The organism is Pseudomonas sp. FP1154 (assembly GCF_030687245.1).
Lineage (GTDB): Bacteria > Pseudomonadota > Gammaproteobacteria > Pseudomonadales > Pseudomonadaceae > Aquipseudomonas > Aquipseudomonas rhizophila.
Genome location: NZ_CP117465.1, coordinates 863,511 through 889,077 on the forward strand (window position 1 = coordinate 863,511; position 25,567 = coordinate 889,077).

Below are 25,567 nucleotides of genomic sequence, written 5' to 3' on the forward strand. Positions count from 1 at the left end.
TATCGACCTCAACAGCAAAGCACAGACCGCCAGGGGCGCTCGGGAATTTTCTGTGGGTCGGAAAAAGCCGCGCATCATACCAGCAGCGTGGCGCTGTGGCTGCGATCGTCGTCGATGTTTTGCCCAAGCGCCAAGTCGGCCATACTGCGCGCGGTTCCGGGAGGTCTTTATGCATCGTATGAAAAAACACCTATTGGTCGCATGGGGGTGTGCGCTGGGCCTGGGGTTACCCGGGCAGGCCGTCAATGCCGCTTCGGCGCCGCCCCTGAGCGAGGTCAAGGTGCTCAAGGTCGAGTCGCCCGCCTGCGGCTTCGAGGACATCGCCCAAGGGCAAGAACAGACCCGTTGCAATCACAGCGGCCCGAGTATCAAGGTCTATGTGCTGGAGGTGGGGTATGGCCGTCAGCCTCACGTCACGCTGGACGGCTTTGAAGTCGATGGCACCCGCTCGCCGGTCTGTGCGTTCAGCAATGGCAACCTGAATGATTGTTCCGTGCGGAGCAAAACGGTTGGCTATTTGTATGTCTTCGATCTGAAGGGCAAGCAGGAAGGCACCTTCAGCTTCAGCAACCAGTCGATCAACGCACCAGGCAACCGGATGTCGACCCAGCTGTACATCAAATGACCTTCCAGCCTGACAAGCCGCACGCGGCCCGGCAAACCTGACTAGGCTTCATAAACCACCCAGCGGAGAACACCGATGATGCCTGGAACCAAGATCCCCCGAGCCCTGATAGCCGTCGCCGAAGGTGTCGACGACTTGCAGACCGTTACGCTGATCGACGTGCTGCGTCGAGCTCAGGTCGAAGTGGTGGTGGCAAGTATCGAAGGGCGGCGGATGCTCACCTGTGCCCGCGGCACGCGCCTGACCGCCGACGGTATGCTGGTGGACTTGTTGGCGCAGGACTTTGATCTGATCGTCCTGCCCGGCGGCATCATCGGCGCCCAACACCTGGCGGCCCATCAGCCACTGCGACAACTGATCAAGGACCAGGCCGCCACTGGACGTTTCTTCGCCGCCATCGCCGAAGCCCCGGCCCTTGCCTTGCAGGCGTTCGGCGTACTGCGCCAGCGCCGCATGACCTGCCTGCCCGCCGTGAGCCAGCAACTGTCCGGTTGCAATTTTGTCGATCAGCCGGTGGTGGTGGACGGCAACTGCATCACCGCCCAAGGCTCGGCTGCCGCGCTGGCGTTTGCCTTGACGCTGGTGGAACAGCTCTGTGGCAAGGGCGTGAGGGGCGTGGTGGCGGCGGAGTTGCTGGCCTGACAGGCATCAGGCGTGGTGAGGTAAGCGTTCGATCAAAGGTTGTTCACGCTGCTCGGCTTGCCACAGATCATAGTCCGTCTGAACACCCAGCCAGACCCTGGCCTTGCCGATCCCGGCCCGTTCCAGGCGCACGGCCAGATCGGGGCTGACGGGGGCATGGCCGTGCAATACCCGAGAGAGATGCGGTCGGGCGAAGCCCAAATGCCGCGCCAGCTCGGTGACTGTGATGCCCAGTTCGGGTAACACATCCATCAGTAGCGTTTCGCCAGGGTGTGGCGGATTGTGCATGGGCATGTTCCAGCCTCCTGTCAGTGGTAGTCCAGATAATCGACCAGTTCGATATCCGATCCGCTAAAACGAAAAATAATCCGCCAGTTTCCCGAAACACTCAGCGACCAGTATTCAACCAGCTCACCTCTGAGTGGATGCAGTCGCCATCCGGGGATATCCAAGTCGTCAGGCGACTGCGCCCGGTCCATGAACTGGAGCATGCGAGCCAGGCGGTTTCCATGGTCAGCCCGGATTCCACGGGTCGAACCCGTTTCATAGAAGATCCTGAGGCCTTTGTGTCGGAAGGATTTAATCATGGAATCGAGTGTAAGGCGATACATTACACTCGGTGCGGTACATATATACCGCACATGCCAGGCAAATCTGTGTGTCCTGCGATGGCCAAGGCTTTTTCGGCGCGTCGAAATTGCCTTGAACGCTCACCCCACCCCGAAGTCGTACCCCTTATGACGGCGGTTTGCGAAAACGCCGCGAGTGTACGACCAACCGTGAGGTGTTTATGAGCGCGACCCTGTCCGAAGCGACACCGGCGTCCTTCGTCCGCCATCCGATCCGCTTGACGCTCAATGGTCAGGCGCGCGAACTGCACGTGCTGCCCTGGACCACGCTGCTGGACCTGCTGCGTGAGCAACTGGATCTGGTGGGCAGCAAGAAAGGTTGCGACCACGGTCAATGTGGTGCCTGTACGGTGCTGCGCGATGGCAAGCGGATCAACGCCTGCCTGACCCTGGCGGTGATGTGCGACGGCGCTGAGCTGACCACCATCGAGGGGTTGGCCAACGGTGATCAGTTGCATCCCATGCAGCAGGCTTTCATCAAGCACGACGCCTTCCAGTGCGGTTACTGCACGCCTGGGCAGATCTGTTCCGCGGTGGGATTGGCCAATGAAGGCCGGGCACAGACTGGGGCGCAGATCAGCGAACTGATGAGCGGCAATCTCTGCCGGTGCGGCGCCTACAACAACATTCGTGACGCTATCGAAGAGGCATTGCCGCTCTGTCAGCAGGGAGGTGATCAATGAACCCTTTCCAATACAGCAAGCCCGACACCGTGCAGGCCGCCGTCGACTTGTCGAGCCCGGTTTCACGCTTCATTGCCGGTGGCACCAACCTGCTGGACCTGATGAAAGAAAACCTCACCCGCCCCGAGCACCTGATCGACATTACCGGGCTGCCCCTGGCGGACCTCAGCGAAACCCCTTCCGGTGGGGTGATGATCGGCGCGTTGGTGAGCAATGCCGATATGGCTTGGCATCCCTGGATCCAGCGCCGCTATCCGCTGCTTTCCCAGGCAATCCTGGCGGGCGCCTCGCCGCAGTTGCGCAACATGGCCAGCACCGGCGGTAACCTCCTGCAACGCACCCGCTGTTATTACTTCTATGACGCCAACGTGCCGTGCAACAAGCGACGGCCAGGCAGCGGCTGTCCGGCTCGGGACGGCTTGAACCGTATGCACGCGATATTCGGCGCCAGTGATCAATGTGTCGCCACGCACCCTTCCGACATGTGCGTGGCACTGGCTGCCTTGGAGGCCGTGGTGCATGTTATCGGTCGGGGCGGGGCACGGACCATCGAGTTCGCTGACTTTCACCGTCTGCCCGGCGATGCCCCGGAACGGGACAACCAACTGGCCGATGATGAACTGATCACCGCCATTGAGTTGCCTGCCGCCGGTTTCGCTGAACACAGCCATTACTTGAAAATTCGGGACCGGGCCTCCTACGCCTTTGCGCTGGTTTCGGTAGCGGCGGCGCTCGAGCTGGACGGGCCGGTGATCCGCCAGGCGCGCCTGGCCCTCGGCGGCGTGGCCCACAAACCCTGGCGCGACCGGGCCGTGGAGAGCTGGCTGACCGGTCAGACCGTCAGCCGCGAAACCTTCACTGCTGCCGCTGACGCGCTGTTGCAAAACGCCGAGCCGCTGGAACATAACGGCTTCAAGGTCAGACTGGCGCGCCGGGCGGTGGTCCGCGCCTTGAGCGATGCCGCACTGGTGGGAGGACAAGCCTGATGAATGCTTCGAGCAAATCCATAGGGCAACCACTTGACCGGGTCGATGGCCTGCTCAAGGTCACCGGCCAGGCCCGATATGCCGGCGAATACCCCGAGGACGGTTTGCTGCACGGCAGCGTCGTCTCCAGCAGCATCGCCCGTGGCCGCGTGCTGCGCATCGATGCCACCCGAGCGTTGGCGTTGCCCGGGGTGGTCACGGTGATCGACCACACCAACCGCCCCAGGATCGCCAGCTACGACGAGCCTTACGAGGACGCCGATGCGGCAGAGGGTTCGCCGTTTCGACCGCTGTACAACGATCAGGTACTCTACAGCGGCCAGCCGTTGGCCTTGGTGGTCGCTGAAAACCTCGAGCTGGCCCGTTACGCCGGTTCGCTTATTGAAATCGAATATGAAGCCCGGGACCATCAGACCGATCTGGCAATCCTGCAAAACGAAGCCCATCCGGCGCCGGCAGAATTGCCCAAGCCCCGTGGGAATTTTCAGGGCGAGTACGCCAGTTCGGCCCTCAGTGTGGACGTGTCCTACAGCACACCGATCGAACACCACAACCCGATGGAGCCTCATGCCTCCACCGTGCTGTATCAGCCTGACGGCAGCCTGCACATCCACGACAAGACCCAAGGCACGCAAAACTGCCAGGCCTATGTGCAAAAGGTCTTCGGGCTTGAGAAAGAGCAGGTGCGAGTGTTTGCCGCCTATGTGGGCGGCGCCTTCGGTTCCGGGCTGCGGCCACAGTACCAACTGCCCCTGGCGGTGATGGCAGCGCTGACGCTCAAACGCTCGGTGCGGGTCAGTCTGACGCGCCAGCAGATGTTTACCTTTGGCTATCGACCACGGACCTTTCAGCGCCTGCAACTGGGGGCCGCGGCCAACGGGCGACTGTTGGCGGTGGCGCATACCGCCATCGGCCAGACCTCGCGCTTTGAAGATTTCACCGAGCATGTGGTGGAGTGGAGCGGCATGCTCTATCACTGCGACAACGTTGAATTGACCTACAAACTGGTGCCGTTGGACGTCTATACGCCGCTGGACATGCGCGCTCCCGGCGCTGCCCTGGGACTGATCGGCCTGGAGTGCGCCATGGATGAACTGGCCTATGCCCTGGCGATCGATCCGGTTCAACTGCGGTTGCTCAACTATGCCGAGCGTAACGAGAACGAAGACAAGCCATATTCCAGCAAGGAGTTGCGTGAGTGCTATGCCCAAGGTGCCCGTCGTTTTGGCTGGGACAAGCGCAACCCGGAACCGCGCAGCATGCGTGAAGGTCGGCAGTTGGTCGGTTGGGGCATGGCGGGCGGTGTGTGGGAGGCCATGCAGCAGAAGGCCAGCGCTCGGGCCTCGCTGGATGCCAACGGTCAGTTGACCGTCAGCAGTGCCACCACTGACATCGGTACTGGCACCTACACAGTCATGACCCAGATCGCCGCCCAAGCGTCAGGCGTTTCCCTGGAAAACGTCACCTTTATCCTCGGTGATTCGTCGCTGCCGACTGCGCCGCTGCAGGGCGGCTCGTTCACCGTCTCGTCGGTGGGCACCGCTGTGCAGCAGGCCTGTGAAGCCCTGAAGGAAAAACTCCTGGCTGTGGCGCGGCAGAGCTGTCCGGCCTTTGCTGGCGCGACCCTTGAGCAAGTGACGTTTGCCGACGGTCAGCTACGGTTGGGCGAGGCCTGTGTCTCGTTGGCAGAGTTGGCGCAAAAAAACGGCGAGACGCCCTTGCAGGTTCAGGTCACTGCCGAGCCGGAGGAAAAACGCCAAGCCTACGCCACGGCCACGCATTCGGCGGTGTTTGTCGAAGTGCTGGTGGATGAGGACTTGGGCACGGTGAAGGTCAATCGGGTGGTCAGCGCCATCGCCGCCGGACGGGTGATCAACCCGAAAACCGCGCGCAGCCAGATCCTCGGCGGCGTGGTCTGGGGCGTCGGCATGGCCTTGCACGAAGAAACCTTGACTGACCATGCGTTGGGCCGGCACATGAATCACAGCCTGGCGGAATACCATGTGCCGGTGAACGCCGACATCGGGGACATTGACGTGTTTTTTGTCGACGAGCACGACGAGATCGTCAATGCCCTCGGCTCCAAGGGCGTCGGTGAGATTGGCATCGTTGGTGTGGCGGCGGCCGTGGCCAATGCGATTTATCACGCCACCGGCAAACGGGTCCGGGACTTTCCCATCACGCTGGATAAATTGCTCTAGGTTTTCGCAGCGTCCACCGGTTCGTGCATCCGGTCACGGTTGGCCAGGGTCGGGAACAGTTTGATCCAGACCCCGGTCACCAGCAGTGTGCCGACACCGCCCATGACCACCGCCGGCACGGTGCCGAACCAGTGGGCGGTCAGGCCGGACTCGAACTCGCCCAACTGGTTCGAGGCACCGATGAACAGTCCGTTCACGGCGCTGACCCGGCCGCGCATTTCGTCTGGCGTTTCCAACTGCACGAAGGAGGCGCGGATCACCATGCTGATCATGTCCGCCGCGCCTAGCACCACCAGCACCGCCAGGGAAAACCAGAACGAAGTGGAGAGGCCGAAGGCAATGGTGGCGACGCCGAACACGCCCACGGCGGTGAACATCACCCGACCGACCTTGCGCTCCACGGCAAACCGCGCCAGCCATAGCGACATCAGCAAGGCCCCCACCGCCGGAGCCGAGCGCAGCAGGCCCAGGCCCCAGGGACCGGTAAGCAGAATATCCTTGGCGAACACCGGCAAGAGCGCGGTCGCGCCGCCCAGCAGTACCGCGAACAGGTCCAGGGAAATCGCCCCGAGAATGTCCGGGCGGCTGCGGATGAAGCGAATCCCGGCCAGCAACGAATCCATGGTTGCCTTGCCTTTGTTCAGCGGCGTCTGGCGGGCGGGCAGGTTGAGCATCAGGCAGCAGGCGATGACGTAGAGCAACACGGTCGGCCCATAGACCCAGACGCTGCCGAAGGCATAGAGCAGACCGCCCAGTGCAGGGGCGACGATGGTCGCGGACTGCTGGGCCGACTGCGCGGCGGCCACGGCGCGGGGAAACAGCGCGGCCGGCACGATGCTCGGCAGCAGCGCTTGGGTGGTCGGCATCTCAAAGGAGCGGGCGGCGCCCAGCAGGAAGGCGAGGATGAAGATCATCTCCCGGGTGACGTTATCGGTGGCGCTGCCGATGACCAGCGCCAGGGCAATCATCGCCTGCAACGACTGGCAGATCGCCGCGACCTTGCGGCGATCATAGCGGTCGGCCACATGCCCGGTGTGCAGCATGAACAGCACACGCGGAGCAAACTCCACCAACCCTACAAGACCCAGGTCCAATACGTTGCCGGTCAGTTGATAGAGGTTCCAGCCGATGGCCACGGTGAGCATCTGGAAGCCACTGGCGGTGAAAATCCGGGCCAGCCAGAAGGCGATGAAGGGGCGGTGGTGGCGGAGCAGCAATGGCGCTTGGCTGGGCATCTATGACGGGTCCGGTGATGAGGGCATCGAGATTATCACCGAGTTGTAACTGGAGGTTGCGGTTGCTGGAAAAATAGTTAGCCAAGCATCTACTTTTCACATAGCACGCTTTTTTTTTGGCGAGGGGATTTATCCCCGCTGGGGTGCGAAGCGGCCCCAAGCTTTTGCGAGCGCTGCGCACTCGAGCGGGGATATCCCCTCGCCACAACAGTGCACTCCTCAAGATTCAAGAAATCTTGGCTTAGAGCAGGATTGCAGCACTGAGACAACCTGTCACGCGACAAAAGACCACGCCGTCCGGCGGCCATAATGCGACTACTCTTTGAGCATTGCTTGATCCAGGTCAATACCCTCCGGGGGCTTGGGCTGGCGGCCATCCGGCCACGTTCCTGCGTTGTGACGGTTTAAAAAAAGAACGATTTGAAAAGCATCGCACTCCATATCCCTGGAGGTTGCGATGCAAGCCCCGCCCGCAGCCGGTTTTACCTGACAGAGGAAGACTTATGTTCGGTTTGGAGGCGCTCGATCTCGCCCGAATCCAGTTCGCGTTCACCATCTCGTTCCATATCCTGTTCCCGGCCATCACCATCGGCCTGGCGAGTTACCTGGCGGTACTCGAGGGCTTGTGGCTCAAGACCCGCGACGACACCTACCGCGACCTGTACCACTTCTGGTCGAAGATCTTTGCCGTCAACTTCGGCATGGGTGTGGTATCCGGTTTGGTCATGGCCTATCAGTTCGGCACCAACTGGAGCCGTTTCTCTGACTTTGCCGGTGCGGTCACCGGGCCGCTGCTGACTTACGAGGTGCTCACGGCGTTCTTCCTCGAAGCCGGGTTCCTGGGGGTGATGCTGTTCGGTTGGAACCGCGTCGGGCGCGGTCTGCATTTCTTTTCCACAGTCATGGTAGCGATCGGCACGCTGATCTCGACGTTCTGGATCCTGTCCTCCAACAGCTGGATGCAGACTCCCCAGGGCTACGAAATCATCGATGGCCGGGTCATCCCGGTGGACTGGCTGGCGGTGGTGTTCAACCCCTCGTTCCCCTATCGCCTGTTGCACATGTCCACGGCAGCGTTTGTCGCCACGGCGTTTTTCGTCGGTTCGTCGGCGGCCTGGCACTTGTTGCGCGGTCGGGATACCCCGGCCATTCGCCGCATGCTCTCGATGGCGATGTGGATGGCGTTGCTGGTGGCGCCGATCCAGGCCGTCATTGGCGACTTCCATGGCCTCAACACCCTCAAGCATCAACCGGCCAAGATCGCGGCCATCGAAGGTCACTGGGAAAACGTCGGCAATGAGCCTACCCCGCTGATCCTGTTTGGCTGGCCGGACATGCAGGCGGAAAAGACCCGATTCGCCGTGGAAATCCCCTACCTGGGCAGCCTGATCCTGACCCATAGCCTGGACAAGCAGGTGCCGGCCCTCAAGGAGTTTCCGCCTGAAGACCGACCGAATTCGACCATTGTGTTCTGGTCGTTCCGGATCATGGTGGGCCTGGGGCTGCTGATGATCTTCACCGGTCTGTGCAGTCTCTGGTTGCGCCGCAACGACCGGCTCTACCAGTCTCGACCGTTCCTTCATATGGTCTTGTGGATGGGGCCGTCCGGCCTGATCGCGATCCTGGCAGGCTGGTTCACCACCGAAATCGGTCGCCAGCCCTGGGTGGTCTACGGCCTGATGCGCACGGCCGATGCTTCGTCCGGCCACAGCTTTGCGCAGATGAGCATCACGCTTGTGCTGTTCGTCGTGGTGTATTTCGCGCTGTTCGGTGCGGGGCTGAGCTACATGATGCGCCTGGTGCGCAAAGGGCCGGAAGCCCATGAAGATGAGCCGGCCGACGGTGGCCCGGGTCAGAAACGTACCCCGGCCCGTCCATTGTCGGCCGCCGATGATGGCGACGACGAAGTGGACCATAACGACAGCTCGCACAAGGGGAATTGAGTCATGGGTATTGATCTTCCGCTGATCTGGGCCGTGGTCATCATCTTCGGCATCATGATGTACGTGATCATGGATGGCTTTGACCTGGGGATCGGTATTCTTTTCCCCTTCATCAAGGCTGAGCGTGATCGTGACGTGATGATGAACACCGTAGCGCCGGTCTGGGACGGTAACGAAACCTGGTTGGTGCTGGGTGGCGCGGGCCTGTTCGGGGCGTTTCCGCTGGCTTATTCGGTAGTGCTTTCGGCGCTGTACCTGCCGCTGATCCTGATGCTCATCGGGCTGATTTTCCGCGGCGTGGCCTTTGAGTTTCGCTTCAAGGCCAAGGCTCACAAGCGCCATCTGTGGGACAAGGCGTTCATCGGCGGTTCCCTGACGGCCACCTTCTTCCAGGGAGTGGCGTTGGGGGCGTTCATTGATGGATTCGAAGTGGTCGATCGCCAGTTCGCCGGCGGCTCCCTGGACTGGTTCACACCGTTCACCGTCTTCTGTGGCCTGGCCTTGATCGTCGCCTACGCCTTGCTCGGCTGCACTTGGCTGATCATGAAAACCGAAGGCAAGTTGCAGGAGCAGATGCATAACCTGGCCAGGCCGCTGGCGTTCGGGGTGCTGGCGGTGATCGGTATCGTCAGTATCTGGACTCCGCTGGCTCACGCCGATATCGCGGCGCGCTGGTTTACCCTGCCGAATCTGTTCTGGTTCCTGCCGGTACCGATCCTGGTGCTGGTGACCATGTACGGGTTGTTTCGCGCCGTTGCCCGCAACGCCAACTACACGCCGTTCATTCTGACGCTGGCGCTGATCTTCCTCGGTTACAGCGGTCTGGGCATCAGCTTGTGGCCGAACATCGTGCCGCCATCCATCTCCATCTGGGACGCGGCGTCACCGCCACAGAGCCAGGGGTTCATGCTGGTCGGGACGCTGTTCATCATTCCTTTGATTCTGGTGTACACCTTCTGGAGCTACTACGTGTTCCGGGGCAAGGTGACCCATGACGACGGCTACCATTGATTGACCTGCGAGGCATTGAAAATGGCCAAGCCTGATCTGAAAGACATCGAAGCGGCTGAAAAGAAGCCGCTCTGGCAGCGACTTGGCTGGCTGGCGCTGATCTGGGCCGGCAGTGTACTGGCGCTGTTTATCGTCGCCAGCCTGATGCGGATGTTCATGAACGCCGCAGGGCTGACCACCCACTGACGCTCCCGGGCAGGGTCAAATTATTTGCGGGCCTTGAGGATGACGAATTTCGGGGTTGCGGCCACTTGTTCGACACCCCGGAACAACCGCGCCAGTTTGCTGTGGTAGCCCAGGTGCCGATTGCCGACGATGTACAGCGCGCCGCCGACCACCAGTGCTTCGCGCGCCTGCTGAAACATCCGCCAGGCGAGGAAGTCGCCCACCACCTGCTGTTGGTGGAAAGGCGGATTACACAGCACTACGTCCAATGATTGCGGCTCTTGCCCGGCCAGACCGTCCCCAGCTCGTATGGTCACCTCACGCTCGCCCAGGGCGGCGCGCCAGTTCTCGGCGGCCGACTGCACGGCCATGTACGATTCATCCACCAGGGTGTAGTGGGCCTCGGGATTCTGCAGGGCGCTGGCGATTGCCAGTACACCGTTGCCGCACCCCAGGTCCGCGACGCGGGCGGTGCCCAGGTTCTTTGGCAGATGCGGCAGAAATGCCCGGGTGCCGATGTCCAGGCCTTCGCGACAGAACACGTTGGCGTGGTTGAGCAATTCGATCTTTGGCTCTTCCAACCAATAGCGCGTGGGGTAGGGGGATGCGGTCGGCACTCGGGTTTCTGGCTGGAGCGCTTCTGGCGTGGCGATCAACAAGCGAGCTTTTTTCACTGCCAGCGAGGCCTGCACCGGGCCAACGTAGCGTTCCAGCAGGTCACCGGCGGCCCGTGGCAGATGCTTGACCATCGCAGCAGCAATCACCTGGGCGCCGGGGGCCAATTGGCCTTGCAGGCGAATCAACTGTTCTTCCAGCAGGGCCAGGGTTTTCGGCACTTTGATCAGGACGCGGTTGAAAGGTCCGGTCAACGGTTCACTGGCCGGCAACGTCGGCACTGCATCAAAGGGCAGGCCGTTGCGCACCAGGTTTTTCTCCAGCGCCTGCAAGGCCAGGTACGAGTCGCTGCTGCTGATGACTTCAACCTTGCCGGCAAGGCTCGCCGCCAGGGCACCAAAGCTGTCATTGAGGACCAGGACCCGGGTATCGGCGAGCGGCTGTTGCTCGGCCAGATACGCGAGCAGGTATTCGTCGGCTGCGTCAAAGGCTTGCAGCGGTTCGTTCTGCTGTTCGGGTTGGCGGATCAGGTCAAGTTGGGCGAAGGGACTGTCGAGCAAGGGCATGGCTGGGACTCTGGAGATCAACGAATGTCCCGCTGCCCCGGGGCAGGTGTCTCAGCGGGACCGCCTGAATGAACTTCGTCGCGTACTGGGCGCGTCATCATTCAAGTGGAGCCGTAAATGGTACGTTTTTTTGCCAGGCATTACTCGCGGGTTTTTTCAGGTTGGTAAGTGCGCCGCACGGTTCAGATCACATGGATGTGGGCCGCCTTGGCTACCGCTGAGATTTTGTTGTTGACGTTCAGCTTTCGCATGCAACTGCACACATGGAAGTTCACGGTGCGCTCGGAGAGGCAGAGGATTCTGCCCACTTCCGAAGCCGTCTTGCCTTCGGCCGACCACCTCAATACTTCGATCTCTCTGGGTGATAAATGACATTTTTGTGGAGTCGCGGCAGCGTCAGCCAGTTTTTTGCTGGCCAGCGCATGCAATCTTTGACTGGCGAAAATGGCATAGCCCAGATTTGCGTAATGCTCGTCGATATCGATGGGGCAATGAGTCCGGGCCAGGCTGAAAAGGCTGCAGTGTGCCCCCTGTTCATCATGAACGGCCTGGGTCCAGCCATACTTGAGTCCCTGACGATTAAGTTCTCGCCACAACTTGGGGGCCTGAGCAAAAACAGTCTCATCCCACAAGATTGGAAGCGGTGATTGATTGCAATGTGCTACTAGTGGGTCGTTCGATGCATAGCCGTTCTGTTCATATAGTCTGTCCCATCCATAAGGGTAGTTATTCAGGTTTACCTTGTTGGTATGCTTGTCCGGGCTTCCGAGATAGGCTGAGAATGCACAATATTCAAATCCCTGATTGTTAAAGAAATTCAGGACTAGACGATAGGCCGTCTGTAAGTCCTTTTCACAGGATAACTTCCTCAACAGCAAGTCCTTCCACTTGTCCATCGCTCTCTCCTGGGTTGAGTTCGTCCATGCGGATCCAATCCATGATGCGAATTTTTAGTGTAGGACTATTCTTAAATTGCAGTGAGCTTTTTTTTATTTGCTTACAGTTTGAAATGTTTAAGAAATAAACTTTTTGAGTATGATTTTACAGTTGGGATAGTTTTGTATAAGTCTGGTAGAAGATATGCTCGGCGACGGAGGCATTAGTAGCTAAAGTGCCACTACTCGTTGTCAGTGGTGAAGGGGCTCACTTTGCGGGACACTGTAAGTCTTGTCTCGTTGGAGTGGCTCATGATCGACAGCTCAGAGAAGTTCACCCGTCAAACCTTGCTCGATGTGCAGCCCGTGGCACCTCATTTGTTTACGTTGCGTACCACACGGGATCGCGGTTTTCGTTTTCGGGCGGGCCAGTTCGCCCGGCTCGGGGTCGCTAAAGCGGATGGCACCATCGTTTGGCGGGCATATTCCATGGTGTCTTCGCCGTTCGATGAATTCCTCGAGTTTTTTTCCATCGTGGTACCGGACGGCGAGTTCACCAGCGAACTGAGTCGGCTGCAGCCAGGCGACAGCCTGCTGGTTGATCGCCAGGCCTTTGGCTACCTGACGCTTGATCGTTTCGTTGACGGGCGCGATTTGTGGCTGCTGTCCACGGGAACGGGCGTCGCACCGTTCCTCTCGATTCTCCAGGATTTCGAAGCATGGGAAAAATTCGAGACGATCGTCCTGGTGTACAGCGTCCGCGAGGCACGGGAGCTGGCATATCAGGAGCTGATCAAAGGGTTGACCCAGCGCGACTACCTGGCCGGCTACGCCCACAAGTTTCGTTTCATCGCGACCGTCACCCGTGAACAGCATCCCGGTGCGCTCAGCGGACGAATCACGACACTGATCGAAAATGGCGAGTTGGAAAGGGCGGCTGACATCGAGCTGACGCCGGAACACTCGCGGGTGATGTTGTGCGGCAATCCGCAGATGATCGATGACACGCGCAAGCTGCTCAAGGCCAGGGGCCTGCAACTGAGTCTCAGCCGTCGGCCAGGTCAGGTGGCCGTGGAAAACTATTGGTAGAAAAGGCGCCTGTGGCGAGGAGATAAAAACCCACGCCACAGGCGGCGAAGCGTGAGTCAGGGCCTCTCGTTCTGGGCCTTGAGCAGGTCGCGAATTTCGCTCAGCAACAGTTCTTCCTTGGTTGGAACCGGTGGCGCGCTGGGAGCAACGGCTTCTTCGCGCTTGAGACGGTTGATGGCCTTGACGCCCATGAAAATGGCGAACGCCACAATGATGAAATCAATGGTGCTTTGAATGAATTTGCCATAGGCCAATACCACCGCCGGCGCATCGCCTTGTGCCGCCTTGAGTGTGATGGCCAGGTCGCTGAAGTCCACCCCGCCAATCAAAAGGCCGATCGGAGGCATGATGACGTCGCCAACGAAGGACGAAACGATTTTGCCGAAAGCAGCACCGATAATGATCCCGACGGCCATGTCGACGACATTGCCTTTGACCGCGAAGGCCTTGAACTCGTTAATCACGCCCATGAGTTGTTCCTTGTGACAGATGAAGTGGATGGTGGCAGTGTAAATCAGCCAAACGCGTCCTGCTCGAAACGCCTGCTTACAAAGCTTCAGTTATCGACTCGGGACAGGGGGAAAAGTTTACAAAGTGCCATCAATCGCGCGTGATACGCGGTCCCGAGCCGATTCCCTATAAGGATTTTTCTATCGGATCGGTGCGGCATTTCTATTTAGGTTTTTCTTTTTAGAGCACTAGCCTCTGCAAGGCGCACATGGATGCGCTCTATAACATCAGAGGAAACGCCTATGAACATTTCCCTTGGCGGCGGGACTTTCACCCCTCGCCGTGCTTTTTTTGTGCTCACCGCCAGCCTGTTGTCCTTGTCCGTCAACGCGGCCACCCTGACCCGCGATAACGGTGCGGCCGTGGGCGACAACCAGAACTCGCAAACAGCCGGTCCTAACGGGCCGACCTTGTTGCAAGACGTGCAACTGATCCAGAAACTCCAGCGCTTCGACCGCGAGCGCATCCCCGAGCGCGTGGTGCATGCACGAGGAACCGGTGCCCATGGCACATTTACAGTCACCGACGACCTCAGTGATCTGACCAAGGCCAAAGTCTTCGCCGCTGGCCAGGCCACGCCGGTGTTCGTGCGTTTTTCTGCTGTAGTGCATGGCAACCATTCGCCGGAAACCCTGCGTGACCCCCGTGGCTTTGCCACCAAGTTCTACACGGCCGAGGGTAACTGGGATCTGGTGGGTAACAACTTCCCGACCTTCTTCATTCGCGATGCCATCAAGTTTCCAGACATGGTCCATGCTTTCAAACCCGACCCTCGGACAAACTTGGATGATGACGCCCGCCGTTTCGATTTCTTTTCTCACGTGCCCGAAGCAACGCGCACGCTGACCGAGTTGTATTCCAATTCCGGCACGCCGGCCAGTTATCGTGAAATGGACGGTAACGGTGTGCATGCCTACAAGTTGGTGAATGCAAAGGGTGAAGTTCACTACGTAAAGTTTCATTGGAAAAGTTTGCAGGGCCTGAAAAATCTCGATCCGAAAGAAGTTGTGAAAGTTCAGGGGCAAGATTACAGCCATATGACTAACGATCTGGTGAGTCATATTAATAAGGGCGACTTCCCGAAATGGGACTTGTACGTTCAGGTGCTGAACCCGCAGGACCTTTCCACGTTTGATTTCGATCCTCTTGATGCGACAAAAATCTGGCCGGGTGTGCCTGAACGCAAAGTCGGGCAAATGGTTTTGAACCGTAACCCGGCGAATGTTTTCCAGGAAACCGAGCAAGTGGCGATGGCGCCGGCCAATCTTGTTCCGGGCATCGAGCCGTCGGAAGATCGACTGTTGCAGGGGCGGGTGTTCTCCTATGCCGATACGCAAATGTATCGAGTAGGACCCAACGCGCTTCAGTTGCCCATCAATGCGCCGAAGGTGGCGGTCAACAATGGCAACCAGGACGGCGCGATGAATTCGGGCGCCACCAGCACCGGCGTGAATTATCAGCCGAGCCGCCTGATGCCTCGCCAGGAACAGCCAACGGCACGCTACAGCCAGACCGCGCTGACTGGCAGTACCCAGCAGGCGAAGATCCAGCGTGAGCAGAACTTCAAGCAAGCCGGTGACCTGTACCGCTCGTTCAACCAGAAAGAGCGCAATGACCTGATCGAAAGCTTCGGCGGATCGCTGGCGACCACCGATGAGGAGAGCAAGCACATCATCCTGTCGTTCCTCTACAAGGCTGATCCTGAATACGGCACTGGTGTAGCCCGTGTCGCCAAAGGCGATCTGACCCGGGTCAAGGCGCTGGCGGAAAAACTCAGCGACTGATCCACAGCCTGGCACGTGCATAACCCGTGGGAGCAAAGCTTGCTCGCGAAGCAGGCGCTGCGGTCTGAAGCCAGACCGAGTCGTCTGCGTTGCGGGCAAGCCATGCTCCCGCAACCCTGCATCTACAGCCTTGCGCCAAGGAGACGTCATGCTGCGTAACTTCCTGTTTTCGATGCTCGCAATCGGGTCGTTGAGCGTATGGGCCGATCAGCCCATGCCCACCGACCCGGTGGTTGTACAAGAGCAGTTGCAAACTTATTACTTCGACGCCGCCCGGCGGGGCGACGTGCCGATGCTCGAGACCTTTATCGAGGCTGGTTACTCGCTCAACACCCAGGACGAAAAAGGCTACACCGCGCTGATCCTGGCCGCTTACCACGGCCATGGCGCGGCGGTGGAGCGGCTGCTGGCCGCTGGCGCCGATGCCTGCACCCAGGACAACCGGGGCAACACGGCGCTGATGGGCGCCATTTTCAAGGGCCAAGTGCAGATCGCGCGCCGTTTGTTGTCCACCGATTGCAACCCGGACCAGCGCAACGGCGCCGGACAGACCGCAGCGATGTACGCCGGCCTGTTCAAGCGCGTCGAGTTGCTCGACGCTTTGGCGGCCAAAGGGGCGGACCTGCAGGCCCAGGATCCGCTGGGCAATACCGCGGCGAACCTGGCCAACGGTGAAATCAGAATGCCGGCCCCGCGCTGACCCCCGCGTGGGCTATCATCGCGGTTTTTATCCCGGAGTTCAGATGGCCAAGGCAAAGCGCATGTATGGCTGCACCGAGTGCGGCTCGACCTTTCCCAAATGGGCCGGCCAGTGCAGTGAGTGCGGTGCCTGGAACACCTTGACCGAAACCATGGTCGAGAGTGGCGGTGCCGCAGCCCCCACCGGTCGCACGGGGTGGGCCGGTCAGCAGGCGCAAATCAAGACCCTCGCCGAAGTCAGCGTCGAGGAAATTCCACGGTTTTCCACCGCGTCCGGCGAGCTGGACCGCGTATTGGGCGGTGGCCTGGTGGACGGTTCGGTCGTGCTGATTGGCGGGGACCCGGGCATCGGCAAGTCCACCATCCTGTTGCAAACCTTGTGCAACCTGGCCACGCGCATGCCGGCGCTGTACGTCACTGGCGAGGAATCCCAGCAGCAAGTCGCCATGCGCGCCCGGCGTCTGGGGCTGCCCCAGGATCAACTGCGGGTCATGACCGAGACGTGCATCGAAACCATCATCGCCACGGCCCGCCTGGAAAAACCCAAGGTCATGGTGATCGACTCAATCCAGACGATTTTCACCGAACAACTGCAATCGGCGCCGGGCGGCGTGTCACAGGTGCGTGAAAGCGCGGCGTTGCTGGTGCGGTATGCCAAGCAGAGCGGTACGGCGATTTTCCTGGTGGGCCACGTCACCAAGGAAGGCGCGCTGGCAGGCCCGCGGGTGCTGGAGCACATGGTGGATACCGTGTTGTATTTCGAGGGCGAATCCGACGGTCGCCTGCGTTTGTTGCGGGCAGTGAAGAATCGCTTTGGCGCCGTCAATGAATTGGGTGTGTTCGGCATGACCGACAGAGGCTTGAAAGAAGTCTCGAATCCTTCGGCGATTTTTCTCACGCGCGCCCAGGAAGAAGTGCCGGGCAGTGTGGTCATGGCGACCTGGGAAGGCACCCGACCGATGCTGGTGGAGGTTCAGGCGCTGGTGGATGACAGCCATTTGGCGAACCCGCGTCGGGTCACCTTGGGGCTGGATCAGAATCGGCTCGCCATGTTGCTGGCGGTCCTGCATCGACACGGTGGCATTCCTACCCACGATCAGGATGTTTTCCTCAACGTGGTGGGCGGCGTCAAAGTATTGGAAACCGCGTCTGACCTGGCGTTGATGGCGGCGGTCATGTCCAGCCTGCGCAATCGGCCGCTGCCCCATGATCTGCTGGTGTTCGGTGAAGTGGGGCTGTCGGGGGAAGTCCGGCCGGTGCCCAGCGGACAGGAGCGGCTCAAGGAGGCGGCCAAGCACGGTTTCAAACGCGCCATCGTGCCCAAGGGCAACGCGCCGAAGGAAGCGCCTGCCGGGTTGCAGATCATTGCCGTGACCCGCCTGGAACAGGCGCTGGATGCGTTGTTCGAATAACTCCGAGGCCTGCTGTGTGGTGCAGGGTTATTCAGATCTGTACCAACGCCGCCAACTCCCGCTCCAGCTCAGCCTGATCGGCGAGGTTCAACTCCACCAGCCGGCGCAGATGGGCGATGGAGTCCAGGTCGATATGCTCGCAGACAAAGCCCAGATGGCCATGGTCGTCGTGGGTCAACCGAACCTCCATCCGCACTTCCACGTCGTTGCTCAAGTGAATGTCGGCTACGAAAGTCTTCTCGGGATTGCCAAGCCAGGGCTCGGGCTTTTTGATCAGCAGGCCCTTGAGAGACAGGTCCAGCAGTTCGACCGGCCAAGTCAGTTTGTCCTCGTCCTTGCCCTGACTCAGCTCGGTTCGGGCATGGAACTCGATTCGTACGAAGCGGCGGCGTTCGCTCATTACGTATTCCTTTCTGAAGATTGATTGACTATAGACCCAACTGGCGCGCCGTCGTCACCGTTGGGCTGCTGGCAGACAAATGTCGGGGGTGGCCTTTGTTCTCGTTAGCGCTAAACTCCGATGGCTGTCTTTCTTGTCCACCCTGGCCGGAATATAAAAATGACAAATAATAATAGCCTGCTGCGCCACATACCCTGGCTACTGCTGGCCGTCTTGGGAGCGAGCGCCCTGGGCGTCGTGGCATTGCGTCGGGGAGAGGCGATCAACGCCCTCTGGATCGTCGTCGCAGCCGTGGCCATCTACCTGGTCGCCTACCGCTACTACAGCCTGTTCATCGCCAATAACGTGATGCAACTCGATGCGCGCCGGGCCACCCCCGCCGTGCTCAACAACGATGGCCTGGACTATGTCCCGACCAACAAACACATCCTGTTCGGCCACCACTTCGCGGCCATTGCCGGTGCGGGGCCGCTGGTCGGGCCGGTACTGGCGGCGCAGATGGGCTACCTGCCCGGTACGCTCTGGCTGATCGCCGGGGTGGTGCTGGCCGGTGCCGTGCAGGACTTCATGGTCCTGTTCCTGTCCACTCGTCGCAACGGTCGCTCCCTGGGCGACATGGTCCGCGAAGAGATGGGCCGCGTTCCCGGCACCATCGCGCTGTTCGGCTGCTTCTGATCATGATCATCATCCTCGCGGTGCTGGCGCTGATCGTGGTCAAGGCCCTGGCCGAGAGCCCGTGGGGGATCTTCACGGTGATGGCGACCATCCCGATCGCGATGTTCATGGGCATCTACATGCGCTACATCCGCCCGGGCCGCATTGGTGAAATCTCCCTCATCGGCGTGCTGTTGCTGCTGGGTTCGATCTGGCTCGGCGGGCAAGTGGCCGCAGACCCGGTCTGGGCCGAGGCCTTCACCTTCACCGGCGTGCAAATCACCTGGATGCTGATCGGCTACGGTTTTGTTGCCGCGGTGTTGCCGATCTGGCTGATCCTGGCGCCGCGCGACTACCTGTCCACCTTCTTGAAGATCGGCACCATCGTCGCCCTGGCGATCGGCATCCTGGTCACCATGCCCGAGCTGAAAATGCCGGCACTGACCCAGTTCACCGACGGCACGGGCCCGGTGTGGAAGGGCGGGCTGTTCCCGTTCCTGTTCATCACCATCGCCTGTGGCGCGGTTTCGGGTTTCCACGCGCTGATCTCTTCGGGCACCACGCCGAAGATGCTCGATAACGAAGTCAACGCCCGCTACATCGGTTACGGCGGCATGCTGATGGAGTCGTTCGTGGCCATCATGGCAATGGTCGCCGCTTCGGTGATCGAGCCGGGTGTGTACTTCGCCATGAACAGCCCGGCGGCGATCGTCGGCGGCGATGTGGTGAGCGTGGCGCAGACTGTCAGCAGCTGGGGCTTTGCAATCACCCCCGAAGCGCTGCAGGCGGTGGCCAATGACATCGGCGAGACCACCATCCTGGCCCGTGCCGGCGGTGCGCCGACGCTGGCGGTGGGGATCGCGCAGATCCTGCACTCGGTGTTGCCGGGTGAGAACACCATGGCGTTCTGGTACCACTTCGCAATCCTGTTCGAGGCGCTGTTCATCCTCACGGCGGTAGACGCCGGCACCCGTGCCGGGCGCTTCATGCTGCAGGACCTGTTGGGCTCGTTCGTACCAGCCCTCAAGCGGACCGAATCCTGGGTCGCCAACCTGATCGCCACCGCCGGCTGTGTGGCGCTGTGGGGCTACCTGTTGTACCAGGGCGTGATCGATCCGCTGGGCGGCATCAACACCTTGTGGCCGCTGTTCGGCATCTCCAACCAGATGCTGGCCGGTATCGCCCTGATGCTCGGCACCGTGGTACTGATCAAGATGAAGCGCCAGCGCTACGTCTGGGTGACCATGCTGCCGGCGGTCTGGCTGCTGATCTGCACCACCACGGCAGGCCCTGATCAAGCTGTTCGACGCCAACCCGGCGATCGGCTTCCTGGCCCTGGCGCGCAAATACAACGATGCCCTGGCCGCCGGCCAGATCCTGGCCCCGGCCAAGAGCATCGAGCAGATGCAGCACGTGGTGTACAACGCTTACACCAACGCAACGCTGACGGTGTTGTTCCTGCTGGTGGTCTTCAGCATCCTGTTCTACGCGCTCAAGGTCGGCATCGCTGCCTGGGGTCACAAGGAACGCACGGATAAAGAAGCGCCCTTCCAGGCCGTGCCGGACGCCTGAATCGAGGATTGCAACGATGTTCAATGACTTGAGTCGCCTCGGTAAATACCTCGGTCAGGCCGCCCGTCTGATGGTCGGCATGCCCGACTACGACAACTACGTCGAGCACATGCAAAGCAAACACCCGGACAAACCGTTGATGGACTACGAGGCGTTCTTCCGCGAACGCCAGGAAGCCCGATACGGTGGCAAGGCCGGGCCCAAGTGCTGTTGATCAACTGATTTCAGGTTGATGAGGTAACCCTGTGGGAGCGAGCCTGCTCGCGATGGCGTCGGGTCAGTTACGATGATGTTGACTGACCGACCGCCATCGCGAGCAGGCTCGCTCCCACAGTTGTTTTGGGGCGGCCTCGGGATTTGCATACACCACCGATCCCCCTTGTGGGGGATCTCAGAATTTGCCTACACCCCAGATCCCCTTGTGGGAGCGAGCCTGCTCGCGATGGCGTCGCAACAGTTTGCCTCGCCTCCACATGGGTTCTGTGCTCTTCTTTTAATTTCGCAACAGGAGAATCACGTTGTCCTCTCCCATCCCGGTCACCATCCTCAGCGGCTTTCTCGGCGCCGGCAAGACCACGCTTTTGCGTCATTTGCTCAAGGCCGAGCACGGCCTGAAAATCGCCGTGATCGAGAATGAATTCAGCGATGCCGGCATCGATACCCAGCTGTTGGGCGATGAGCCGGTGCAAGTCATGACCCTGGCCAATGGCTGCGTGTGCTGCACCATTCACACTGACCTGACCAAAGCCCTGTACCTGCTACTCGAACGGCTGGACAGCGGCGAAATTGCCTTTGATCGCCTGGTGATCGAATGCACCGGCCTGGCCGATCCGGCCCCTGTGGCCCAGACATTTTTTATCGATGAGGACCTGCGCGAGCGCTACATCCTCGACGGTATCCTGACCCTGGTGGACGCCGCTCACGCCGAGATCCACCTGACCCAGGCCATTGCCCAGGCCCAGGTCGGATTTGCCGACCGTCTGCTGCTGAGCAAGACCGATCTGGTGGACGCAGCCCATGTCCAAGCCCTTGGCGAACGACTGACGCGGATCAACCGACGGGCGCCGATCAGGGTGGTGGAGCACGGCAAGATCGATCTGGCCGAATTGCTCGACATCCGCGGCTTCAATCTCAACGCAGACCTGGGGGCGGGGTTCAGCCTGCGACCGGTGGGCAAGGCAAGCACCGGGGACCGCATCAGCAGCCTCGTGCTTCGCACCGACAAACCGCTGGATATCGACAAACTCAGCGAGTTCATGAACCAGTTGCTGGAGGAGCACGGCAAGCAGTTGCTGCGCTACAAGGGGGTACTGAGCATCGCTGGCGAATCCCGTCGACTGGTGTTCCAGGGCGTACTCAAACTGTACGGTTTTGACTGGGACACCGAATGGGCGCCAGGCGAAGCACGGGAGAGCGTCATTGTGTTCATCGCCGACGAGTTGCCCGAAGAGAAGATCCGCGCAGGCTTCGAAGCCGCGCTACTTTGACGTCCCGGTGCCTGCGGCCATCAGCAGCTTTTGCTCAAGATGGTCCAGGTGCTCGCTCATCCGTTGCAACGCTTGATCAGCGTTGCCACGTTCTATCGCGTCTACGATCGCCAAATGCTCCTGCCAGGCGCAATGTCTGCGGGACTTGAGCTCATGCCGCGCCAGGGCCAGCGAGGTTAATGGCACGAGGCTGCCGAGAAACTGCGCCAACGGCGCATTCCCGGCCATGGTCGCCAATTGCAGGTGAAACTCGCCGGACAGGCGAATCGCCGGGCCGCGTTCGCCGCGATCCAGGCACTGGCGCTCGCGCTCTATCAGATCGCGTAGGCGCTGCAGGTCCTTGGGCTGCGGCGCCTTGCAGGCCAGGCGCACCAGGGTCTGTTCGGCCAGGCGCCGGGCATGCAGGATTTGCCGGGTCTGTTCCAGGTCCGGTGCCGCCACCTGGGGCCGATGGTTGGGCCGCAGGATCACCACTTGCTGGTGGGACAGGCGCGCCAGGACACGGCGAATGATGCTGCGACTGACACCGAACACATCCCCCAGGCTTTCCTCGGTGAAACGGCTGGCCGGAGCAATGCGTTGTTCTAGGATGGCGTCGAAGATCTGCGGGTAGATATCGTCCACCGACGGTTTGCCGGCCCGACCGGGCAGCGACAGGGACGCGAGCACGTTACGCTCAGGCTGATCCGGGTGGGGCATGAGGTTGTTCATGGCGGTCTCCGCAGGGTGTGGCTCAAGTGCCGAGGTTGTCGTCCGGAATGTTCAGTTCGATGCCCATGCGCTGGCCTTCCCTGAGGATATGCCGGCGCATTTCGGTGCTGGCCTGGGCGCTGTTCTTGGCGCGGATGGCGCGCACCACGGCTTCGTTTTCCTCCAGGCGTTCGGCCAGATGCTGGGGTGAATTGCGCAACACATCGGCGCTTTGCTTGAGCGCGTTGCTGGTCTGCTGGACCACGTTTTGAAAAATCGGGTTGGACGTCAAGGCAAACAGCTCTTCATGGAAGGCAATGTAGGCATTGGCGCAGGCGTCGCTGTCGTTGGCCTCCAACGCTTCGCGCATGTCCATGAGGGTCAGGCGCAACTGGCCGACCTCCTTGCTGCTGATGGATTGCGCCACAAGACCGACGATGAAAGGCTCCAGGGTGTAGCGCAGTTGCAGCACGTCCTCCAGGCTGGCGCCGGCCATGGCGCTGCCTTCATTGGCGGTGTCGGTGAAGTTGGCCTCCAGCACCACGACGCCCTTGCCGGGCATCGAACGCACCAGCCCCAGGGTTTCCAGGACAATCACCGCTTCGCGCAGGCTTGGTCGGCTGATGCCCAATTGCTCGGCCAGCTCGCGCTGGCCGGGCAGCATGTCGCCCGAGCGCCATTGGCCCCGAGCGAGGGCGGCACGTAGTTTCTCCACTACGGAATTGACGACGGTTGATGAACTGATCACTGGTGACTCCTCGAAAATCAATCAGGCGGTACCGGTTCGCGGGCCGGCACCGCAGTCTTTCAGAATTGCTGCTGATGGGCAGTGCCCACCGGTTTCCTGGATTGGAAGGTATAACCGTGTTGGCCGGACAGTACCTTGCGCGCCCGAGGGACATCGATGTCTTTTTCCCAGCGGGCAATCGCCACGGTGGCCACGCAGTTGCCAATCAGGTTGGTCAGGGCCCGGCCGATGCCCATGAACCAATCCACCGCTAGTACCAGCACCAGGCCAACCACCGGGATCGCCGGGACGGCCGTCAACGTGGCAGCCAGGATCACCAGCGCCGAGCCGGGAATCCCGTGGGCGCCCTTGGAGGTGATCAGTGACACCAGCAGGATGGTCAGCAAATCACTCATGGCCAGAGGTGTGCCGGTGGCGTTGGCAATGAACACAATCGCCAGGGTCAGATAGATCGAAAAACCGTCCAGATTGAACGAGTAGCCGGTCGGAATCACCAGGCCGACGGTGGAACTGCCGATCCCCAGGTGCTCAAGCTTGCGCATGATCTGTGGCAGCACGGCGTCGGAAGAGGCCGTACCGAGCACGATAAGCAGCTCTTCACGCAGGTATTTGAGAAACGGCAACATCGGCAGGCCCGAGACACGCATCACCAAGCCGAGGATCAGCGCAACGAAGGCGATGCAGGTCAGGTAGAACAGGCCCACCAGGCTGCCCAGGTGTTGCAGTGAGTCCAGGCCATATTTGCTGGTAGTGAAGGCGATGGCCCCGAAGACCCCAATGGGGGCCAGACGCACGATCATGCCCATGATGCGGAAGATCACGTGGCTCAGTTCGTTGATCAACCGCGAGATGCCGGACGCTGCATCGCCCACCAGGTTCAAGGCGCTGCCAAACAGCACGGAGAACAACAGCACTTGCAGAATGTTGTTTTCAGCGAAGGCCCCGAGCACCGAGGTTGGGATCAGGTTCATGAGGAACTGGGTGGTGGTGACCAGGTGCTCGCCACGCTGGGCGATATCCCCCATGTCCGCGCTGGAGAGTTGTTCCAGGTGGATGTTCGCACCACTGCCGATACCGGTGCTGAAGGCAAGCACCAGACCGATGACCAAGGCGATGGTGGTCAATACTTCGAAGTAGATGACCGACTTGAGGCCAATGCGCCCGACCTTCTTGAGGTCTCCGGCACCCGAGATGCCGCTGACTACCACACAGAACACGATCAGGCCGATGAGCATCTTGATCAGCTTGATAAAGCCGTCGCCGAGGGGTTTGAGCTGTGCGGAGTATTCGGGAAGGGTCAGTCCACAGACGATGCCGAGCACCAATCCGAGGACAACTTGAAGGAAGATCGAACGCGAGCACCATTTGAGCATGGGAGGGATTCCTGGTTCGGTGTCCTTTTCGCCGTCAATAGAGCTGTTGGCGTCAGGACTTCATTATTGTGGTCTTACCGGTTTGTCCAGTGCAGGCGCAGTCTAGGCCCTGTTTTCGCTGCTGTGCAAGCTGATCTGTAGAGATTTGGCATGACCGGTCTTACCAGTTTGGCCGGAACCCTTGTGCTTGAGCCGTTTGTTGCAGTGAAAAAAATGTGGGTGGCAAGCAGTGCGCCACAGCTCCCTGTGGCGAGGGATCAGCCCACTCGCCACAAAGATATCGACATGTTCTTTAAAGAACACTTAGGATGAATGTTACTTTCGATTTTTCTTCTGTCTCGGCGAGATAAATATAAGGCGAGCCTCGAACTTTCAATCCGCCGATATATTTTTTGTTTTTTGTCATGAGCGAGACAGGTAAATGCGGCGTGGAAATATTCTGCCGGGTGATGGCGTTGTTCTGATGATCAACGAGGGTAAAGAACATCGGATCATCCGTGCCGGAGTCCTGTGCGCCGAGAACCTCAAGCCAGCGTTTACCGACAAGTTTGTTTTCATGTTCCCCCGTGTTTTTAATGACCAGGTTGTAGCCGTTCGGGGTGTGTCGCAAATGCAATTTCAATGGGTTGCTGGATTGACCCTGATTTTTGGGGCGCATGCCGAGCAGGCTGGAGTGGTCGTGGGTTTGCGGGCGGCCGGTAAAGAAGCCGCCGCTGAATAAACTCACGGTGGCCATCGCGGGTTTGCCATGAAGTATTTCAAGCAGGTTGACGTGGTTGTCAAACATTCGAAGTGTGGCGTTAAAAGATTGATCACGGTCCATGTGATTCGACTCCTCGTTGGGTTTATGAAGTGTGCAGTTATGGAGCGATATTATTGATTTATTAGCTGTCGGTGGTGGTGTGTGTATTGCAAGACATTAGATAAGCGTGGGGGTTAATTATTTGGGGTAATTGTTTGCGCCCATGAAAAA

General features: G+C 60.0%; 27 protein-coding genes and 1 pseudogene. 17 read left to right on the plus strand and 11 right to left on the minus strand.

All coding sequences use genetic code 11. The features are described 5' to 3' along the window. The first annotated feature begins 169 nt into the window (after positions 1-169). A complete protein-coding gene (locus PSH91_RS03790) occupies positions 170-625 on the plus strand; it encodes a DUF4879 domain-containing protein (protein ID WP_076386416.1) in 456 nt (151 codons plus the stop codon). 75 nt (positions 626-700) lie between these two features. Then, positions 701-1,267: a DJ-1 family glyoxalase III gene (locus PSH91_RS03795; protein WP_047229570.1), complete on the plus strand. Its 567-nt coding sequence runs from the start codon at positions 701-703 to the stop codon at positions 1,265-1,267. A gap of 6 nt (positions 1,268-1,273) precedes the next feature. Here the strand turns inward: PSH91_RS03795 and PSH91_RS03800 are convergent, their stop codons facing one another. After that, entirely contained in the window at positions 1,274-1,561 is a 288-nt protein-coding gene (locus PSH91_RS03800) for a HigA family addiction module antitoxin (RefSeq protein WP_139051201.1), read from the minus strand. Positions 1,562-1,575: 14 nt separating this feature from the next. Next, the gene (locus PSH91_RS03805) at positions 1,576-1,854 is read right to left on the minus strand and encodes a type II toxin-antitoxin system RelE/ParE family toxin (protein ID WP_188252417.1); all 279 of its coding nucleotides are present in this window, start codon (positions 1,852-1,854) and stop codon (positions 1,576-1,578) included. A gap of 203 nt (positions 1,855-2,057) precedes the next feature. Here PSH91_RS03805 and PSH91_RS03810 point away from each other — a divergent pair, with 203 nt between their 5' ends. The 3 genes from PSH91_RS03810 to PSH91_RS03820 are packed head-to-tail and all read left to right on the plus strand — an operon-like array spanning position 2,058 to position 5,766. Next, positions 2,058-2,579: a (2Fe-2S)-binding protein gene (locus PSH91_RS03810; protein ID WP_047229571.1), complete on the plus strand. Its 522-nt coding sequence runs from the start codon at positions 2,058-2,060 to the stop codon at positions 2,577-2,579. After that, positions 2,576-3,565, plus strand: coding sequence for a xanthine dehydrogenase family protein subunit M (locus PSH91_RS03815; protein ID WP_305467355.1), 990 nt, complete (start codon positions 2,576-2,578; stop codon positions 3,563-3,565). Before PSH91_RS03810 ends, PSH91_RS03815 begins: the two co-directional genes overlap by 4 nt. Next, positions 3,565-5,766 (plus strand): xanthine dehydrogenase family protein molybdopterin-binding subunit, encoded by a 2,202-nt coding sequence (locus PSH91_RS03820; protein ID WP_305467357.1) that lies wholly within the window; start codon positions 3,565-3,567, stop codon positions 5,764-5,766. The genes PSH91_RS03815 and PSH91_RS03820 overlap by 1 nt, the downstream gene beginning before the upstream one ends. Here PSH91_RS03820 and PSH91_RS03825 read toward each other — a convergent pair. Next, positions 5,763-7,001, minus strand: coding sequence for an MFS transporter (locus PSH91_RS03825; RefSeq protein WP_047229574.1), 1,239 nt, complete (start codon positions 6,999-7,001; stop codon positions 5,763-5,765). The genes PSH91_RS03820 and PSH91_RS03825 overlap by 4 nt on opposite strands. A 503-nt stretch (positions 7,002-7,504) precedes the next feature. Here PSH91_RS03825 and PSH91_RS03830 point away from each other — a divergent pair. Genes PSH91_RS03830 through PSH91_RS03840 form a run of 3 tightly spaced genes read left to right on the plus strand, consistent with a single transcriptional unit; the run spans position 7,505 to position 10,141 of the window. Next, positions 7,505-8,944 carry a cytochrome ubiquinol oxidase subunit I gene (locus tag PSH91_RS03830; protein WP_047229575.1) on the plus strand — a complete coding sequence of 480 codons (1,440 nt, stop codon included), beginning with the start codon at positions 7,505-7,507 and terminating at the stop codon, positions 8,942-8,944. A 3-nt stretch (positions 8,945-8,947) separates the two neighbouring features. Beyond that, positions 8,948-9,955 (plus strand): cytochrome d ubiquinol oxidase subunit II, encoded by a 1,008-nt coding sequence (gene cydB / locus PSH91_RS03835; protein WP_047229576.1) that lies wholly within the window; start codon positions 8,948-8,950, stop codon positions 9,953-9,955. Between the two features lie 21 nt (positions 9,956-9,976). Further along, the gene (locus PSH91_RS03840; protein WP_076386412.1) at positions 9,977-10,141 is read left to right on the plus strand and encodes a DUF2474 domain-containing protein; all 165 of its coding nucleotides are present in this window, start codon (positions 9,977-9,979) and stop codon (positions 10,139-10,141) included. Between the two features lie 20 nt (positions 10,142-10,161). On the opposite strand, the gene PSH91_RS03845 is transcribed toward PSH91_RS03840, so the two are convergent. Beyond that, a complete protein-coding gene (locus tag PSH91_RS03845; RefSeq protein WP_076386410.1) occupies positions 10,162-11,301 on the minus strand; it encodes a methyltransferase in 1,140 nt (379 codons plus the stop codon). A gap of 182 nt (positions 11,302-11,483) precedes the next feature. Next, entirely contained in the window at positions 11,484-12,197 is a 714-nt protein-coding gene (locus tag PSH91_RS03850) for an autoinducer binding domain-containing protein (protein ID WP_047229578.1), read from the minus strand. A 291-nt stretch (positions 12,198-12,488) separates the two neighbouring features. Here PSH91_RS03850 and PSH91_RS03855 point away from each other — a divergent pair, with 291 nt between their 5' ends. Then, complete coding sequence (locus PSH91_RS03855; protein ID WP_076386408.1) at positions 12,489-13,265, plus strand: ferredoxin--NADP reductase; 777 nt, start codon at positions 12,489-12,491, stop codon at positions 13,263-13,265. Between the two features lie 56 nt (positions 13,266-13,321). Here the strand turns inward: PSH91_RS03855 and mscL are convergent, their stop codons facing one another. After that, a complete protein-coding gene (gene mscL / locus PSH91_RS03860) occupies positions 13,322-13,735 on the minus strand; it encodes a large-conductance mechanosensitive channel protein MscL (protein WP_047229580.1) in 414 nt (137 codons plus the stop codon). Between the two features lie 282 nt (positions 13,736-14,017). Here mscL and katB point away from each other — a divergent pair, with 282 nt between their 5' ends. The 3 genes from katB to radA all read left to right on the plus strand — a co-directional run bounded on the left by katB (position 14,018) and on the right by radA (position 17,670). Continuing rightward, positions 14,018-15,559: a catalase KatB gene (gene katB, locus PSH91_RS03865; protein ID WP_047229581.1), complete on the plus strand. Its 1,542-nt coding sequence runs from the start codon at positions 14,018-14,020 to the stop codon at positions 15,557-15,559. Between the two features lie 148 nt (positions 15,560-15,707). Further along, positions 15,708-16,259 carry an ankyrin repeat domain-containing protein gene (locus tag PSH91_RS03870; protein ID WP_370695174.1) on the plus strand — a complete coding sequence of 184 codons (552 nt, stop codon included), beginning with the start codon at positions 15,708-15,710 and terminating at the stop codon, positions 16,257-16,259. A 43-nt stretch (positions 16,260-16,302) separates the two neighbouring features. Beyond that, a complete protein-coding gene (gene radA, locus PSH91_RS03875; RefSeq protein WP_030140305.1) occupies positions 16,303-17,670 on the plus strand; it encodes a DNA repair protein RadA in 1,368 nt (455 codons plus the stop codon). Positions 17,671-17,701: 31 nt separating this feature from the next. Here the strand turns inward: radA and PSH91_RS03880 are convergent, their stop codons facing one another. Next, a complete protein-coding gene (locus tag PSH91_RS03880; RefSeq protein WP_076386406.1) occupies positions 17,702-18,070 on the minus strand; it encodes a PilZ domain-containing protein in 369 nt (122 codons plus the stop codon). A gap of 159 nt (positions 18,071-18,229) precedes the next feature. Between PSH91_RS03880 and PSH91_RS03885 the strand changes: the two are divergent. The 4 genes and pseudogenes from PSH91_RS03885 to yjiA all read left to right on the plus strand — a co-directional run. Beyond that, positions 18,230-19,401, plus strand: a pseudogene (locus PSH91_RS03885) (carbon starvation CstA family protein); the annotation flags it as partial. Positions 19,402-19,623: 222 nt separating this feature from the next. Further along, positions 19,624-20,262 carry a carbon starvation CstA 5TM domain-containing protein gene (locus tag PSH91_RS03890; protein ID WP_305468496.1) on the plus strand — a complete coding sequence of 213 codons (639 nt, stop codon included), beginning with the start codon at positions 19,624-19,626 and terminating at the stop codon, positions 20,260-20,262. Positions 20,263-20,312: 50 nt separating this feature from the next. Then, positions 20,313-20,510, plus strand: coding sequence for a YbdD/YjiX family protein (locus tag PSH91_RS03895; protein ID WP_047230563.1), 198 nt, complete (start codon positions 20,313-20,315; stop codon positions 20,508-20,510). 304 nt (positions 20,511-20,814) lie between these two features. Then, on the plus strand, positions 20,815-21,783 hold the full coding sequence (gene yjiA / locus PSH91_RS03900) for a GTPase (RefSeq protein ID WP_047230146.1): 969 nt from the start codon (positions 20,815-20,817) through the stop codon (positions 21,781-21,783). Here yjiA and PSH91_RS03905 read toward each other — a convergent pair. From PSH91_RS03905 to PSH91_RS03915, 3 genes are read right to left on the minus strand one after another with little or no spacing between them, the layout of a single operon-like run. Continuing rightward, entirely contained in the window at positions 21,775-22,494 is a 720-nt protein-coding gene (locus PSH91_RS03905) for a GntR family transcriptional regulator (RefSeq protein ID WP_305467365.1), read from the minus strand. The two genes, yjiA and PSH91_RS03905, sit on opposite strands and share 9 nt — an antisense overlap. Positions 22,495-22,516: 22 nt before the next feature. Then, positions 22,517-23,221 (minus strand): FadR/GntR family transcriptional regulator, encoded by a 705-nt coding sequence (locus PSH91_RS03910; RefSeq protein ID WP_047230147.1) that lies wholly within the window; start codon positions 23,219-23,221, stop codon positions 22,517-22,519. A gap of 59 nt (positions 23,222-23,280) precedes the next feature. After that, a complete protein-coding gene (locus PSH91_RS03915; protein ID WP_076386402.1) occupies positions 23,281-24,594 on the minus strand; it encodes a C4-dicarboxylate transporter DctA in 1,314 nt (437 codons plus the stop codon). A gap of 150 nt (positions 24,595-24,744) precedes the next feature. Between PSH91_RS03915 and PSH91_RS03920 the strand changes: the two genes are divergently transcribed. Next, positions 24,745-24,906, plus strand: a complete 162-nt coding sequence (locus PSH91_RS03920) for a hypothetical protein (protein ID WP_156893538.1) — start codon at positions 24,745-24,747, stop codon at positions 24,904-24,906. Here the strand turns inward: PSH91_RS03920 and PSH91_RS03925 are convergent. Continuing rightward, positions 24,887-25,417: a hypothetical protein gene (locus PSH91_RS03925; protein ID WP_305467368.1), complete on the minus strand. Its 531-nt coding sequence runs from the start codon at positions 25,415-25,417 to the stop codon at positions 24,887-24,889. The genes PSH91_RS03920 and PSH91_RS03925 overlap by 20 nt on opposite strands. Positions 25,418-25,567: the final 150 nt, after the last annotated feature.